The 15,239-nt window shown below is 74.0% G+C and carries 13 protein-coding genes; 7 read left to right on the top strand and 6 right to left on the bottom strand.

What is annotated here, in order from left to right; translation table 11 throughout:
• Nucleotides 1–120 precede the first annotated feature (120 nt).
• From ACIBQ8_RS03925 to ACIBQ8_RS03915, 3 genes are read left to right on the top strand one after another with little or no spacing between them, the layout of a single operon-like run.
• Entirely contained in the window at nucleotides 121–1,713 is a 1,593-nt protein-coding gene (locus ACIBQ8_RS03925; protein ID WP_397168862.1) for a tryptophan halogenase family protein, read from the top strand.
• Nucleotides 1,710–3,035 carry a cation:proton antiporter gene (locus ACIBQ8_RS03920; protein ID WP_397168860.1) on the top strand — a complete coding sequence of 442 codons (1,326 nt, stop codon included), beginning with the start codon at nucleotides 1,710–1,712 and terminating at the stop codon, nucleotides 3,033–3,035. The genes ACIBQ8_RS03925 and ACIBQ8_RS03920 overlap by 4 nt, the downstream gene beginning before the upstream one ends.
• Nucleotides 3,032–3,571 carry a flavin reductase family protein gene (locus ACIBQ8_RS03915; protein ID WP_397168859.1) on the top strand — a complete coding sequence of 180 codons (540 nt, stop codon included), beginning with the start codon at nucleotides 3,032–3,034 and terminating at the stop codon, nucleotides 3,569–3,571. The genes ACIBQ8_RS03920 and ACIBQ8_RS03915 overlap by 4 nt, the downstream gene beginning before the upstream one ends.
• A 5-nt stretch (nucleotides 3,572–3,576) precedes the next feature.
• Here the strand turns inward: ACIBQ8_RS03915 and ACIBQ8_RS03910 are convergent, their stop codons facing one another.
• The gene (locus ACIBQ8_RS03910; protein WP_397168857.1) at nucleotides 3,577–5,013 is read right to left on the bottom strand and encodes a glycosyltransferase family 39 protein; all 1,437 of its coding nucleotides are present in this window, start codon (nucleotides 5,011–5,013) and stop codon (nucleotides 3,577–3,579) included.
• A 260-nt stretch (nucleotides 5,014–5,273) separates the two neighbouring features.
• On the opposite strand from ACIBQ8_RS03910, the gene mppP reads away from it, so the two are divergent.
• From mppP to ACIBQ8_RS03890, 4 genes are all read left to right on the top strand, one after another.
• Entirely contained in the window at nucleotides 5,274–6,398 is a 1,125-nt protein-coding gene (gene mppP / locus ACIBQ8_RS03905) for an enduracididine biosynthesis enzyme MppP (protein WP_397168856.1), read from the top strand.
• On the top strand, nucleotides 6,395–8,011 hold the full coding sequence (locus ACIBQ8_RS03900) for an aminotransferase class I/II-fold pyridoxal phosphate-dependent enzyme (RefSeq protein WP_397190988.1): 1,617 nt from the start codon (nucleotides 6,395–6,397) through the stop codon (nucleotides 8,009–8,011). The genes mppP and ACIBQ8_RS03900 overlap by 4 nt, the downstream gene beginning before the upstream one ends.
• A 55-nt stretch (nucleotides 8,012–8,066) precedes the next feature.
• Complete coding sequence (gene mppR, locus ACIBQ8_RS03895; protein WP_397190987.1) at nucleotides 8,067–8,954, top strand: enduracididine biosynthesis enzyme MppR; 888 nt, start codon at nucleotides 8,067–8,069, stop codon at nucleotides 8,952–8,954.
• A 113-nt stretch (nucleotides 8,955–9,067) separates the two neighbouring features.
• Nucleotides 9,068–9,517 carry an XRE family transcriptional regulator gene (locus ACIBQ8_RS03890; RefSeq protein WP_397190986.1) on the top strand — a complete coding sequence of 150 codons (450 nt, stop codon included), beginning with the start codon at nucleotides 9,068–9,070 and terminating at the stop codon, nucleotides 9,515–9,517.
• An 80-nt stretch (nucleotides 9,518–9,597) separates the two neighbouring features.
• On the opposite strand, the gene ACIBQ8_RS03885 is transcribed toward ACIBQ8_RS03890, so the two are convergent.
• Genes ACIBQ8_RS03885 through ACIBQ8_RS03865 form a run of 5 tightly spaced genes read right to left on the bottom strand, consistent with a single transcriptional unit; the run spans nucleotide 9,598 to nucleotide 15,231 of the window.
• Nucleotides 9,598–11,217 carry an amidohydrolase gene (locus ACIBQ8_RS03885; protein WP_397190985.1) on the bottom strand — a complete coding sequence of 540 codons (1,620 nt, stop codon included), beginning with the start codon at nucleotides 11,215–11,217 and terminating at the stop codon, nucleotides 9,598–9,600.
• 10 nt (nucleotides 11,218–11,227) lie between these two features.
• Nucleotides 11,228–12,637: an amidase gene (locus ACIBQ8_RS03880; RefSeq protein ID WP_397190984.1), complete on the bottom strand. Its 1,410-nt coding sequence runs from the start codon at nucleotides 12,635–12,637 to the stop codon at nucleotides 11,228–11,230.
• Nucleotides 12,634–13,449 (bottom strand): ABC transporter ATP-binding protein, encoded by an 816-nt coding sequence (locus ACIBQ8_RS03875; RefSeq protein ID WP_397190983.1) that lies wholly within the window; start codon nucleotides 13,447–13,449, stop codon nucleotides 12,634–12,636. Before ACIBQ8_RS03875 ends, ACIBQ8_RS03880 begins: the two co-directional genes overlap by 4 nt.
• The gene (locus tag ACIBQ8_RS03870; RefSeq protein ID WP_397190982.1) at nucleotides 13,442–14,398 is read right to left on the bottom strand and encodes an ABC transporter ATP-binding protein; all 957 of its coding nucleotides are present in this window, start codon (nucleotides 14,396–14,398) and stop codon (nucleotides 13,442–13,444) included. The genes ACIBQ8_RS03875 and ACIBQ8_RS03870 overlap by 8 nt, the downstream gene beginning before the upstream one ends.
• On the bottom strand, nucleotides 14,398–15,231 hold the full coding sequence (locus ACIBQ8_RS03865; RefSeq protein ID WP_397191113.1) for an ABC transporter permease: 834 nt from the start codon (nucleotides 15,229–15,231) through the stop codon (nucleotides 14,398–14,400). Before ACIBQ8_RS03865 ends, ACIBQ8_RS03870 begins: the two co-directional genes overlap by 1 nt.
• Nucleotides 15,232–15,239 lie beyond the last annotated feature (8 nt).

Here is a 15,239-nt window from a genome sequence, read left to right as displayed (position 1 = left end):
TGAGCTGGAAAACGTCCGGGGCCGTCCGGCACGCTCGAAATAGGGCGGCCGGAGCACTGCCCCGTCCTATTCCCGGTTCTTCCGACGCGCGTTTCCCGACGCATGGACAAGGGCTCAAGAATGGTAAAGAACGTCGTCATCGTGGGCGGCGGCACCTCGGGCTGGATGACCGCCGCATATCTCCGCGCGGCATTCGGCGACCGAATCGCCGTCACTCTGGTGGAATCGAAGAACATCGCGACCATCGGCGTGGGAGAGGCCACGTTCAGCACGATCCGCCACTTCTTCGACTATCTCGGGCTGGACGAGCGGGAGTGGATGCCCGAGTGTCACGCCACGTACAAGCTGGGGATCCGCTTCGAGAACTGGCGCGCCCCCGGCCACCACTTCTACCACCCGTTCGAGCGCCTGCGCGTCGTGGACGGCTTCCCGCTCACCGACTGGTGGCTCGACGCCCGCCCCGGCGGCAGCTTCGACCGCGACTGCTTCGTCATCAGCTGGCTGTGCGAGGCCAAGCGCTCGCCCCGCTACCTGTCGGGCGAGCTGTTCGAGCAGGACTTCAGCGAGAATCCCGACGAGCGCGCCTACCGCACCACCCTGACCGAGCAGAACACCCAGTTCCCCTACGCCTACCACTTCGACGCCGCGCTGCTGGCCTCCTACCTCACCCGGTTCGGCACCGAACGCGGCGTCCGGCACGTCCTGGACGACGTCGTGGACGTCCGCCTGGACGAGCGCGGCTGGATCGACCACGTCCTCACCAAGGAGCATGGCGAGCTGGCCGGCGACCTGTTCATCGACTGCACCGGCTTCCGCGGCATGCTGCTGAACAAGGCGCTGTCCGTCCCCTTCGTCTCCTACCAGGAGAGCCTGCCCAACGACCGGGCGGTGGCGCTGCGCGTGCCCGCGGACATGGCCGCGCGCGGCCTGCGTCCCTGCACCACCGCCACCGCCATGGACGCCGGCTGGATCTGGACCATCCCCCTGTACGGCCGCATCGGCACCGGCTACGTCTACGCCGGCGACTACTGCACCCCCGAGGAGGCCGAGCGCACCCTGCGCGAGTTCGTCGGCCCCGAGGCGGACGAGCTGGAGGCCAACCACATCCGCATGCGGATCGGCCGCAGCGAGCGCTCCTGGGTCAACAACTGCGTGGCCGTCGGCCTGTCCAGCGGCTTCGTCGAGCCCCTGGAGTCGACCGGCCTGTTCTTCATCCAGAACGCCATCGAGCAACTGGTCAAGCACTTCCCCGGCGAGCGCTGGGACGAGCGGCTGCGCGAGTCCTACAACCGGCAGGTCGCCAACGTCATGGACGGCGTCCGCGAGTTCCTCGCGCTGCACTACCACGCCGCCGCCCGCTCCGACAACGACTACTGGAAGGACGCGGCCACCCGGCCCGTCCCCGACGGGCTGGCCGAGCGCCTGGAGCTGTGGCAGGCGCGCCTGCCCGACAACGAGACGGTCTTCCCGCACTACCACGGCTTCGAGTCCTACTCCTACATCGCCATGCTGCTCGGGCTCGGCGGCGTCCCGGTGCAGGCCCCGCCCGCCCTGCGGTACTTCGACCACGGGCGCGCGGAGCGCGAGCTGGGGCTCGTCCGCCGGCAGGCCGAGACGCTGGTCGCCGGACTGCCCAGCCAGTACGAGTACATCGCCGCGCTCAACGGCGACGCGCTGCCCGGACGGCGACCCGAGCCGAGCCGGACACGATGATTGCGGCCGAGGAACCGGCGCGGGCCGCCCTGTTCGGCGTCGTGCTCGCGGCGGTCCTCCTCCTCGCCTGGGCCGGGCGGCTGCTGGCCGGGGCGCTGCGCCAGCCGGCCGTGATCGGCGAGGTGGCGCTCGGGATGGCGGCGGGCCCGCTGGCGGTGGCCGTGGCCGGTCCCGGCGCCGCGCGGGCGCTGCCCCTGGACTGGCTGAGCTGGTGCGGGCACGCCGGTCTGGTGCTCTACCTGGTCGGCGTGCTCCACGAGCTGCGCCGTGCCGCGCCGCTCGTGCGCGGCCGGGCCGTGGGCTGGACCGCGGCGGGCGCGCTCGCCGTCCCGATGCTGGCCGGGGCCGGCGTGGCCGCGTGGGCGCTGGCCGGGGACGAACCGGGCCTGCGCGGCACGGCCCCCGCTCCCGCGCTGGTCGTCTTCCTGGCCGTGGCGCTGTCGGTCACCGCCGTCCCCGTCCTGGCGCGGATCCTGACCGAACGCGGCCTGGTCGGCACCCGGCCGGGCGTGCTGTCGATGACGGTCGCCACGGTCACCGACGCGGTCGCGTGGCTGCTGGTCGCGCTGGCGGTGAGCCTGGCGAGCGGCGGCCTCGGGAACGTGGCCGTGCTCACCGGCGTCACCGCCGCCGCCCTGGCCGGAGCGCTCGCGGTACGGCGGGTGCTCGGCACGGTCCCGCTGCTGCGCCTGCCGGCCCGCGGCCCGCGGGCCGCGGCGCTGCTCCTCGCCGTCTGGGCGCTGGCCGCCGCGGCGGCGATGCGCTCCTGGGGGCTGACCGAGATCCTGGCCGCGGCCCTCGCCGCCCTCGCCCTGCCCCTCGCGGCCCCGGCCCCCTCCCGGACGCCCGCGGCCGCCGCGTCCGCGGCGCCGGGCGGCGGCGAGGATCCCTGGGAGCGGCCCGTGCGGCTCGTCTCGGCCGCCGGACGGCTGCTCGTCCCGGTGTTCTTCGTGGTCACCGGCTTCACCGTGTTCGCCGAGCCGTTCGCGGCGGCCCCGTGGACCGCGATCGTCCTGGTCACGCTGCTCGGCACGGCGGGCAAGGTCGGCGGCGCCTACGCGGGGGCCCGCCTGGGCGGCGAGCCGCGCGGGACGGCGCTGCGCCTGGGCGTGCTGCTCAACACCCGGGGCCTGACCGAGCTGGTCGTGCTGCAGATCGGCCACGAGGCCGGGATCCTCACCCCGGCCATGTTCCTCGCGCTCGCCGTCATGGCGCTGGTGACCACGGCGGCGACCGGCCCGTCCTACGCCCTGCTCCAGCGGCCGCCGCGGCCGCGCGGGACGGCCCCGGTACCCGTCGCACAGAACGGAGGCTTGCGATGACGGATCTCCCCCTGGTGGAGGCCCTGCCCATGACGCCGACGGTCGATCCCGACCGCTTCCGGTCGCTGATGTCCACCTTCCCGAGCGGCGTCGCCGTCGTGACCGTGACCGGCCCCGACGGCCGCCCGCGCGGCATGACCTGCTCGTCGGTGTGCAGCGTCACCCTCGACCCGCCGACGCTGCTGGTGTGCGCCCGCAGCCTCAGCCCCACGCTGCACGCCATGCTCAAGACGGCGCAGTTCACCGTGAACCTGCTGCACGCCCGCGCCCGCGACACCGCCGAACTGTTCGCCTCCGGCGCCGACGACCGCTTCGACCGGGTCCGCTGGTCCGCCCGCCCCGCCTACGGCGGGCCGCACCTGGTGGAGCAGTCCCACTCCGTCGCCGACTGCCGGGTGGCCAGGACCGTCGAGGCCGGCGACCACGTCGTGGTCTTCGGCGAGGTGTACGGCATCGAGCGGTGCGCGCCGGCCGTACCCCTGCTGTACGGCCTGCGCGCCTACTCGTCCTGGCGTACGGGGACCGAGCCGTCATGAGCGGCTCAGAAGGTGCCCGTCCAGCGCAACCGCTCCCACATCGCCGCCCACGGCAGCCGCGGCCCCCGGCACACCAGCACCTCCTTGCCCTCCTCGAAGTGCGGGACGGCGAAGGCCAGCCGCCCGCGCGCCTCGCACCGGCCGAACAGCGCCGAGAACGACGCCCGCTCCACCCCGACCGCGACGACCACGTCCGCGCCGTCGGCCGGACGCCCGAAGTCGGCGTAGGAGTTGTGGGCGCTGTAGGGCGCGGGCAGCCCGTACGCGCCGCCGTACCGGGCCAGCGCGCCGGCCTCGCCGTAGTTCTGGGCGTACACGACGGCCCGGCGCCGCTCGTCCGCCGGCAGCGCGCGATGGACGGCCGACACCTGCGCGGCCAGGTCCGGCCAGCCGGTCTCCCCGAACTGCTCCTCGCCGAGCACGGCCAGCACCGGGTTCCCGGCGTACGTCACGACGGGCAGGACGGGCAGCACCATGAGCGCGGCGAGCACGCCGTTGAGCACCGCCGCCGCGCCCAGCCACAGGCGGCGGCCGAGCGTCGCCGCCCGCACGCAGCCGGCCGCCAGCAGCACGGTCAGCAGCCCCTCGGTGTAGCGGGGCTCGGCCCCGAGCAGCATCAGCAGCGGCGCCACGACGAGGTAGGCCGCCGCGATCAGCCGGTAGGGCCGCCACTCGGCCCGCCGGAGCAGGGCCACCAGCCCGATCACCCAGACCGGGGTCAGGAAGGGCCCGATCATGAGCACCTGGCCCACCAGGAAGTTGACGGCGCCCGCCGGCCCGGCCGACATCTCACCGGCCATCGTGAACTGCGGCCAGCCGTGCGCGGCCTGCCAGAGGAGTCCGGGCGAGGCGATCAGCAGCGCCACCCCGGCGCCGCCCAGGAGCCATCGGCTCCCCAGCACGCGCCTCGGCCCGGCGACGAGCACCCCCGCCGCGAGGGCCACGACCAGCAGCACGACCAGGTACTTGGCCAGCAGCCCCACGCCGACGACCGCGCCCACGGCGAGCCACAGCCGCTCGTCGCCGGTCCGCAGGATCCGGATCACCAGCCAGCACGCCGTGACCCACACCAGGTGGTCGACGGCCGTGGGGTGCAGCACGTGGCCGGCGGCGAGCGTGGCCAGACCGGCGGCGCAGACGCACGCGGTCAGCACCTGGAGCCGGCGTCCCGCGCCGAGCTCGCCCGCGATCAGCCCGGCGACCAGCACCGACCCGGCGGTCAGCAGCGCCGGCACGACCCGGATCGCGGTCAGCGAGTCGCCGAACAGCGCGATCTGCAGCCGCGCCAGCAGGGGGACGAGGAGCGGCTGATCGACGTACCCCCACGCGAGATGCTCGCCGGCGACCCGGAAATACAGCTCGTCGACGTAGTAGCCGGGGCCGCCGGAGAACGCCAGGAAAACCGCCAGAACGGCGACGGCGACCACGGACAGGCCGATCACGGCCCTTTTCTGCGGCGTTTCCGCGAGCGGTGGAACAATGGTTGCGACGGTATCCACGAAGACCCCTTCCAGCGATTGTGTGGAGGTGTAACCGCTGGTCGCAGCCTCTCATCGGGCCCATGAAGACACAACGGAATTGACTCGTCCGGAAAACACACAGCTCGTCGGCGGAGTCGTCCGCCATGCATTGACGGAAACGAATTGCGCGACTTATTTTGCGTCCGGGTATTCCACTCCAAAACGCACGTGAGGTGAAAGTGATGCAGGAACTCCAGACGATCAATCTCACCGAATTCGAATGTCTGGCGCTGAACAGCCCGCTGAACCTCGCCGACGGGCACGCCCGGCAGGCGCTCACCGCGAGCCAGGCGCGGATCATCGACGACCTGCCCAACCTGTTCGCCAAGGCCGCGGCGCGGGCTCCCGAGGAGGTGGAACTGGACGCCTGCCGCGCCTACCTGGGCCTGCTCGGCCAGCACAGCCACCCGGTCGGCGACGGCCGCGTGTTCGCCTGCTACTCCTCCTCGGTCGCCATGGAGATCTTCGCCAGGGCCCTGGCCCAGAAGGGCGAGGCGGTCGCGCTGATCCACCCGACGTTCGACAACATCCCCGACATCCTGCGCGGCGTGGGCCTGAACCTGCTGCCCCTGGAGGAGGACGTCCTGCACGGCGGCGACCTGCCCCGAGCCCTGCTCGACGCGGTGAGCTGCGTCTTCGTCACCACGCCCAACAACCCCACCGGGCGCGTGCTGCCGGAGGAGCGGCTGCGCGCCCTGGCCGCCCAGTGCGCCGAGCACGACGTCGTCCTGACGCTGGACACCTCGTTCCGCGGCTTCGACCCGCGGGCCCACTACGACCACTACCGGGTGCTGGAGGACAGCGGCTGCCGCTGGATCGTCATCGAGGACACCGGCAAGCTGTGGCCCACGCTGGAGCTGAAGATCGGCTGGCTGGTGACCTCGGCCGAGCCCGGGCTGCCCGTCGCCAAGGTCTACTCCGACATCCTGCTCGGCGCGTCCCCGCTCGTGCTGGCGCTGGTGCAGCGCTTCGCCGAGGACGCCGCCGACGGCGGCCTGCCCGACCTGCACCGCTTCATCGCCGGCAACCGCGCGCTGGTGCGGCGGTCACTCGCCGGCCTGCCGGACGTGGACTTCCCCGACCCCGGCAGCCGGGCCAGCGTCGAACGGGTCCGCCTCGGGCGGCGCTCGGCGCTGGAGGTGTGGTCGGCGCTGCGCGAGCACAACGTCTACATGCTGCCCTGCCAGAAGTTCCACTGGGCCGACCCGTCCGAGGGCGACCACATGCTCCGGGTGGCGCTCGCCCGTCCGGCCGCCTCACTCAGCGAAGCCGCCCGAGCCCTCCGCCTCGTCCTGTCCCCCCGATGACCCCCACCCCCACCACCCCCGGCCCCCGCCCACCCGGCACCCCCGCCCCGGCACATTCGGTCGGCGGCCCGGCCTCGGGATCCGCAGTCGGCGGCCCCGCGTCGGCGCACGCGGTCGGAGGCCCCGCCGCCTGGCTGGTGCGCACGGCTGGTTCCGGTGCCTCGCGGGCGGGCGCGGACGTCGCGGACGTCGCGTCTCCGGCGGGTGGCCGGGCCGGGCCGGGGTCGCACGGGCTGCGGTGGGAGGCGGGCGTCGTGCAGTCGGTCGTGCCGCCCGGCACGACCGACCTCGGGCCCGGTTACCTCGGCCCCGGCCTGCTGCCCGTGGACCTGCTGGCGGAGGCGTACGCCGAGGCCATGGCCACCTACGGCGCGGCCGCCCTCGCGTACGGCGACGACCGCGGCGCCCTGGCCCTCCGCACAACGCTCGCCCGCCGCGCATGCGGTGCCCCGGAGCCTCGCGGTAGCTACGCACCTCGCGGTTCCCCTGCACCTGGCGGCTTCCCCGAGCCCGGCGGCTTCTCGGCACCTGGCGGCTTCCCCGCACCTGGCCGCTTCCCCGAGCAGGGCGGTTCCTCTGGGGCGAGCGGTTCTGCCGCAACCGGCGGCTCTTCGGGGCTCGGCGACAACCCGGGGCCCGGCGGTTCGTCCGGGGCCGGGGGATCTTGCGGGCCGGACGGCGTGCTGATCACCGCGGGCACCTCGCAGGCGCTTCACCTGCTCGCCACCACCCTGGCCCGGCCGGGTGACGCGGTGCTCGTCGAGGACTCCTGCTACGACCTGGGCAGGCTCATCCTCACCGACTGCGGCCTGCGCACGTACGGCGTGCCCGGGGACGCCTCCGGCATGGATCCGCAGGCCCTCGACGCGGCCCTGACCCGCACCCGTCCGGCCTTCGTCTACCTCAACCCCACCTTCCACAACCCGACCGGCCGGGTGGTGCCGCTCGCCCGCCGCCGCGAGCTGCTGGCCGTCGCCCGCCGCCACGCGACGACGATCGTCGAGGACGACGCCTACGCCGACCTGCGCCTCGACGGCGGCGCCGGACCACCAGCCCTGGCCTGCCTGGACGGGCACCAGGGCGTGATCAGACTGGGCACCTTCTCCAAGTCGCTGGCGCCCGGGCTGCGCCTGGGCTGGCTGACGGCCGAGCCCGCCATGGCCGACCGGCTGGCCGTCCATGGCGTGTTGCAGAGCGGCGGCTGCCCGAACCACACCACCTCCCTCGCCGTGGCCACCCTCCTGGAGCGGGGCCACTACGACCGCCACCTGCTCTGGCTGCGCGAACGCCTGCGCGAACGGCGCGACGCCCTGGTGGACGCCCTCACGGCGCGGCTGGACGGCGGCTTCGCCCTCGACCGGCCCGCCGGCGGCCTGTTCGTGTGGGTGCGCGCCGACCGCCCGGAAGCCGGCCTGCTCGCCGCCGCCCGCCGCGCGGGCGTCCTGGTCGCCGCCGGCTCCCGCTTCACCTCCGCCCCCGGCTCGACGGCGTCCCGGGGGAGGGGAGCGGCGGGCGCCGTACGGCTCGCGTACGGCCTCAACACCCCCGACCAGCTCGCCGCCGCCGCGAAACGGCTGGCCGCGGCCTGGAACGCGATCCCCCCGGAAACCTGAGAACCGGCCCCCAGATGATCCGAAACCTATCCCCTCACGGAAGAGGACCCGCCCGATGACCGCCCTCCCGCACACCGCACCCGAGCCGCCACCCACCGAGCCCCCGCCCACCGAGCCCCCGCCCACCGAGCCCCCACCCACCGAGCCCCCGCTCGCCCGGCCCCCGCACGGGTACACGCTTCCGCTCTCGCCCTCGGGCCGGGCGGCGATGGTCACGCCGCCGCCCTGGCACTTCTCGGGCGACGTCATCATGGCCGACTACCGCGTGGACCCCGGGGCCGCGGCCCGTTTCCTGCCGCCGGAGCTCACCCTCGGCCCCGATCCGGGAGCGGCCGCCGCGGTGTTCGCCGAGTGGCAGTGGTGCTCCGCCGACGGCGCCGAGCTGGCCGACCCCGCCCGCTGCCGGTTCACCGAGTTCCTGATCCTGCTCGCCTGCGAGTACCGCGGCCGCCCGCTGGCCCGCTGCCCGTACGCCTGGGTCGACGAGCCGGTGCCGCTGGTGCGCGGCTGGATCCAGGGCATGCCCAAGCAGTTCGGGCAGGTGCACCAGATCAGGCCGGCCCGGGTCGGCAGGGCGGGACCGAGGCTCGCGCCCGGAGGCCGCTTCGACGCCGCGCTGTCGGCGGGCGGCAGGCGCGTCGCCGAGGCGGCCGTGACCATCGAGGGCCGCGCCGAGGGGCCACCCCGCCTGCACACCGTCCCGCTGGTGCACACGCGGCTGTTCCCGGCCTGGCTGCCGGGGGAGGAGCCGGTGACGCGGCTGGTGACCTCGCAGGTGAGCGACGTGGAGTTCTCGGACGTCTGGACGGGACGCGCCGAGCTGCGCTTCCCCGACGTGCCGGACGCCGACCTCGCCCAACTGGCGCCGGTCGAGGTGGGCCGGGGGTACGTGTTCTCGTACGCCGAGACGCTGCACCACGGCCGGGCGCTGGAGCCCGCGTAGACTGTCGTTAACGGAACGCCATTCGGTCGTCAACTGAAGTTAATTCCTCTGGTATGCTGGCGGCAGCATCCCCTTCTCCACCCAGCCGCCTGCGTCCATCCGGCAGAGGAAGCATGCCCGACACCCCATCCGATGGACGCCGTACTCTGGCGGCCAAGCTGGACCACCTGTTCCGCACGGTCCACCCGCGAGAGGGCGGCGAATACAGTTTCGAGGACGTCGCCGACGCGCTGCGGGCGGCGGGCGGGCCCACCATCTCGGGCACGTACATCTGGCAGCTCCGCAAGGGGCTGCGCGACAACCCCACCAAACGCCACCTCGAAGCGCTCGCGGGGTTCTTCGGCGTCCCGCCCGCCTACTTCTTCGACGACGAGGCCGCCGAGCGCATCGACGCCGAGCTGTCGCTGCTCGCCGCCATGCGCGACGCCTCCGTACGGGGCATCGCGCTGCGGGCGGCCGGCCTCTCGCCGAAGAGCCTGACCGCGATCAGGGAGATGATCGAGCGCGTACGCGAGCTCGAAGGACTGCCCAACGCCGCCGAGAGCGACACCCCGGACAAGTGACCCCTCCCTAGGAACGGCACCGGACCGGGCGTCGGCCTCCGATGACGGGGCACAGGCCGGTTCCGCCCGGCGGCGAGGGGTCAGAAGGACGGATGCGTGTGCACCCGTCGTCCCTCCACGTAGGTGGCCAGGACGGTGATGCCGCCCAGGTCGCCGGGGGAGACGGCGAACGGGTCGGCGTCGGTGACGATGAGGTCGGCGAGCTTGCCCGGCTCGATGGTCCCCGTCCGGGTGTCGAGGTGGTTGATCCGGGCGGTGCCGATCGTGTACGCCGACAGGGCCGCCGCCACCGTGAGGCGCTGCGCGGGCAGGAACGGCTGTCCCGATCCGTCGGGCAGCATCCGGTTGACGGCGACGTGGATGCCGAGGAACGGATCCGGGCTGCTGACCGGCCAGTCGCTGCCCGCGGCCAGGGCGGCGCCGGAGCGCAGGAGGTCGCCGAAGGGGTACTGCCAGGCGGCGCGCCGGTCGCCGAGGAAGGGAATGGTCAGCTGGTCCATCTGCGGCTCGTGGGCCGCCCACAACGGCTGGATGTTGGCGGTGACCTCCAGGGCCGCGAAGCGCGGCACGTCGTCGGGATGGACCACCTGCAGGTGGGCGATGTGATGCCGGTTGCCCTTGCGCCCGTTGACCTTGAGCGCCGCCTCGAACGCGTCCAGTGCCTCCCGGGCGGCCCGGTCGCCGACCGCGTGCACGTGGACCTGGACCCCGACGGCGTCCAGCCGGGTGACGTGGGCGCGCAGGTCCTCGGGGGCGACGAAGCTGATGCCGCTGTTGCCGGTCCGGCATCCGCAGCCGTCCAGGTAGGGGGAGGTCATGGCGGCGGTGTAGTTCTCCGCCACGCCGTCCTGCATGATCTTCACGCTGGTGGCCCTGAACCGCCCGGTGGTGGTACGGCGGGCCAGCAGTTCGGGGATCTGCTCCTCGCCCCGGTCCCGGTCCCACCACAGGGCGCCGACCACGCGCCCGGTGAGCAGCGAGGCTTCGGCGGCTGCGGCGTAGGCGCGCTGGACCTCCGGGCTGACCATCGCGTCCTGCCAGGCCGTCACTCCGGCCTGGTGCAGGCGTCGCTGGCCCGCCTGGAGGCCGCGGAGCAGGTCCTCGTCCGTGGGTTCCGGCACGTGCCTGCCCACCAGGGAGGCGGCGCCCTCGTGCAGGGTTCCCTGGGGGGTTCCGTCCGGTTCGCGCTCGATGCGCCCGTCGTTCGGGTCGGGGGTGCCGTCGTGGACGCCGCACAGCCGCAGGGCCTCGGTGTTGACCCACGCGCCGTGCCCGTCCCTGTTGGTGAGGTAGACCGGCCGGTCGGGGACGATCTCGTCGAGGGCGATCCGGCTCGGCGTGCCGCCGGGGAACCATTCCATCGACCATCCGCCGCCGGAGATCCAGCGCGCCTCGGGATTGGCCGCGGCGTACGCGCGGACCGCGGCGAGGGCGTCGGCGGCGTCGCCCGCCTCGTGCAGGTCGCACCGGGTCATGGTGAGCCCGGCCAGCACCGGGTGCACGTGGGCGTCCTGGAACCCGGGGAGCAGGGTCCGTCCGGCCAGGTCGACGACCTCGGTCCGCGGGCCCGCGAGGTCGCGGATCTCCTCGTCGTCGCCGAGGGCCAGGATCAGCCCCTCGCGCACGGCCACCGCACGGCTCGGAGCGCCGGCCATGGGACGCACCCGGCCGTTGACGAACAGGATGTCGGCAGAAGTCATGGAACTCTCCTCAGAGCTGCGGGCGGGTGGGCCACGGCAGGACGCGTTCGACGGCGGCGCCGATGTGGAAGACGGTCGCGTCGTCGTAGCTGCGGCCGACGATCTGCACCCCGGTCGGCACGCCGTACGACGACAGGCCGGACGGGACGTTGAGCACCGGGCAGCGGCTGGCGACGTTGAACACGGTCGTCAGCGAATACTCCAGGTAGTGGTCGAGCTGGACGCCGTTGACCGTCAGCCCGGTGTGCACGTAGTCCTCGCCCGCGGGCAGGGCGGCGGCGCCGGCGGTGGGGCAGATCAGCGCGTCGTACCGGTCGAGCAGGTCGCCGATCACGGCGTAGATGCGGCCCTCCAGCTCCAGCCCGGCCAGGAAGCCGTCCCGGGCCAGCGCGGCGCGGGCGTCCTCGGCGAAGGCGAGGGCGTAGGGCGTGAGCTGGTCGCGGTGCTCGTCGGCCACGCCGGCGACCATGGGGCCGAAGATGGCGCCGAAGTGGATGAAGGCCGCGCGCATGACGTCGGCGCGGTGCAGCGGCACCTCCACCTGCTCCACGACGGCCCCGGCGGCGGCCAGCGCGTCGGCGACCGCGCGGGTGTTGGCCGCGACGTCCGGCTCGATCTCCCAGTTCCCCAGGTCGGGCGAGTACGCGATGCGCAGCCCCGCGACGTCGCCGAGGCGCTCGGGGACGTACACGGCCGGGCGGATGGAGACGACGTCGGCCGGGTGCGGCCCGACGATGACGTTCTGCAGGAGCGCGCAGTCGGCGACGGTGCGGGCCATCGGCCCGTCATGGCAGTAGTGGTCCAGGTTGTACGGGGGCATCGCGGGCACCCGCCCGTACGGGGGCTTGTACCCGACCGTGCCGGTGGCCGCGGCGGGCAGGCGGATCGAGCCGCCGATGTCGGACCCCGTGGCGAGCGTCGCGGTCCCCGACGCCAGGGCCGCGCCCGAGCCGCCGGAGGAGCCGCCGGGCGAGTAGTCCAGGTTCCAGGGGTTGCGGGTGACGCCCCACAGCCGGGAGTGGGTGAAGGCGGCGCAGCAGAACTCCGGCGTGGTGGTGCGGGCGTGGACGATCCCGCCGGCGGCGACGACGCGCTCCACGACCGGGTGGGTGGCGTCGGCGACGAGGCCGGCATGGGCCAGGGAGCCGTCGCTGGCCCGCCTTCCCGCGATCGGCTGCTCGTCCTTGGTGGCGACCGGCAGCCCTTCGAGCGGCCGCGGCGACCCGTGGAGGTAGGCGTGCTCGGCCTTCCTGGCCTGGTCGAGCGCCTCCTCGAACATCGTCTCGCTGAGCGCGTTGACCCTGGGCTCGACGGCCTCGGCCCGCTCGACGACCGCGGTCATGAGCTCGACGGGCGACAGGGCCCGGGTCCTGAACAGTTCCAGGGCCTGCGTGGCGGGCAGGTGCGCGAGGTCGCTCACATGATCTCCTGAAGGGCGCGCCGGTCGGCGGCGATCTGTACGGGGTCCCAGCCGGGCCGCGGCACGGAGTGCAGCAGCAGGCGGGTGTAGGGGTGCCGGGGGGCGGCCAGGACCTGCTCGGTCGGCCCGGCCTCGACGACCCTGCCGCGGTACAGCACGACGATGTCGTCGGCCGCGTGCCGTACCAGGGCCAGGTCGTGGGTGATGAACAGGTAGGCGATGTCGAGGTCGCGGCGGATCCGCGTCAGCAGGTCGAGGATCTGCGCCTGGATGGACACGTCGAGCGCAGAGGTGGCCTCGTCCAGGATGAGCACCTTCGGCTCGGTGGCGAGCGCGCGGGCGATGGCGACCCGCTGGCGCTGCCCGCCGGACAGCCGCCTGGGCAGCGCGGCCGCCTCGCGCTCGCCGAGCCCGACGCGTTCCAGCAGCTCGTCGCGGCGGGCTCGGCGGGCCTGCCGGTCCATGGCGAAATGCAGCCGCAGCGACTCCTCCACGCATTCGCTGACGCTGACGCGCGGATCCAGGGAGAGGTAGGGGTCCTGGAAGACCATCTGGATCTCCCGCGCCCGTGCCAGCCTGGCCCGGCGCCCCCTCGGGACGCGCGAGCGGTCGCGGCCCTCGACGCCGATCCGTCCCGCGTCGGGGATCTCCAGGCCGACGAGCATGCGCGCGGTCGTCGTCTTGCCCGATCCCGACTCGCCCACGACGGCGAGCGAGCCGCCCGCCCGCAGCGAGAAGGAGACGCCGTCCACGGCGGTCTTTCCGCCGAACGCCTTGCGCAGCCCCTCGACCTCCAGCACGTTCTCAGTCATGGACCGGCTCTCCCGCTCTCAGGCACGCCACCTGGGCGTGCTCCAGGGTCTCCAGCTCGGGCCGCCGCTCCCGGCACCGCTCGACGGCCAGGTGGCAGCGGGCCGCGAACGCGCACCCGTCCGGCGACTCGGCGAGCGACAGGGGCCTGCCCGGCACGCCGCGCGGGGGCTCGGGCGACTCCAGCCGGGGCGTGGCCGCCAGCAGCCCGGCCGTGTACGGGTGGCGGGGCCGGGCGAAGAGCTCGCCGGTGGCCTGCTCCTCGACGATGCGGCCCGCGTACATCACGTAGATGCGGTCGCAGATGGCCGCGGCCAGCTCCAGGTCGTGGGTGACGAACAGCATGCCCATCCCGCGCGTGCTTCGCAGATGCGACAGGATCGCGATGACCTCGGCCTGCGTGGTGACGTCCAGGGCGGTCGTCGGTTCGTCGGCGAGCAGCAGGTCGGGCTCGGCGGCGAGCGCCCCGGCGATCATCACCCGTTGCAGCATCCCGCCGGAGAACTCGTGCGGGTGGCGGCGCAGCGCGCCGCGCGGGTCCTCGATGCCCACCGCCTCCAGCAGCCCCTCCGCGCGATCGAGGGCCCGCCGGTACGGCAGGCCGCCCGCCCGCAGCCCCTCGGTGACGAAGTCGCCGATCCGCCGGACGGGATTGATCGACGCCCGCGGATCCTGGAAGATCATCGCCATTCGGCGGCGGCGCAGGTCACGCAGCCCCGCGGCGTTCTGCGACAGCACGTCCTGGCCGTCGACCAGGACGCGCCCGCTCACGGCGGCCCGCGCGGGCAGCAGGCCGAGCACGGCCCGGCAGGTGACGGACTTGCCCGACCCGGACTCGCCGACGAGCCCGACGGCCTCGCCCTGGGCGACGCGCAGCGACACCGCGTCCAGGATGGGCCGTGCGGCCTGGCCGGGCGCCGGCCGTACGGTCAGGTCGTCGATCCGGAGCATCAGCGCTCCCTCCCGGAGACGCGGTCGGCGATGCCCTCGCCGACGATGCTGAAGGCGACCACCGTGACCACGACGGCGGCGCCGGGGACCAGCGCGGGCAGCATGGCGCCCTGGAGCAGCGCGGACGCGCCCTCGTTGATCATGGCGCCCCAGTCCGGGACGGGCGGCTGCGTGCCGAACCCGAGGAAGGAGAGCGCCGCGAGGTCCATGAGCGCGTAGCCGAAGTTGATCGCCGACTGCGCGAGGATCAGCGGCACGACGTTCGGGACCAGGTGTTTCAGGCAGATGACCCAGCCGGGCCAGCCCTGCACCCGGTAGGCGTGGATGTAGGGACGCGACATCTCCCGCAGGGCGACGCCGCGCGCCAGCCGTCCGACGTAGGGGGTGTACGCGATGCTCATCGCCACGACGGGCGCGGTCAGGCCGGGCCCGAACATGGCCACCAGGCTGATCGCCAGCAGCAGCGCGGGGAAGGCGAAGACGAAGTCCATCGCGCGCGACAGGACCGCGTCGGCGACCCCGCCGGTCCAGGCGGCGAGGACGCCGAGCAGGGTGCCCGCCACCGTCGACAGGGTCACCACCAGGAGCGGGCCGAGCAGCCCCGCCCGCGCGCCGAAGATCAGGCGGGACAGGACGTCGCGGCCGGACTGGTCGGCCCCGAGCAGGTGATCGGCGCTCGGGCCGCTCAGCGCGGCGGAGAAGTCGACGGCGAGCGGGTCGTGCGGCGCCACGACCGGCGCGAGGATCGCCACCGCCACCAGGACGGCCAGGACGGCGACGCCGGCGACGGTCGTCCTGTCCGCCGGGAGCCGGTATCGGCGGTGGAGGGTCACGGCTGTCA

The sequence above is a fragment of the Nonomuraea sp. NPDC049646 genome (assembly GCF_044465525.1).
Classification (GTDB): Bacteria; Actinomycetota; Actinomycetes; order Streptosporangiales; family Streptosporangiaceae; genus Nonomuraea.
Note: the sequence above shows the minus strand (reverse complement) of the source record. Positions and strands in the feature narration are given on the sequence as shown.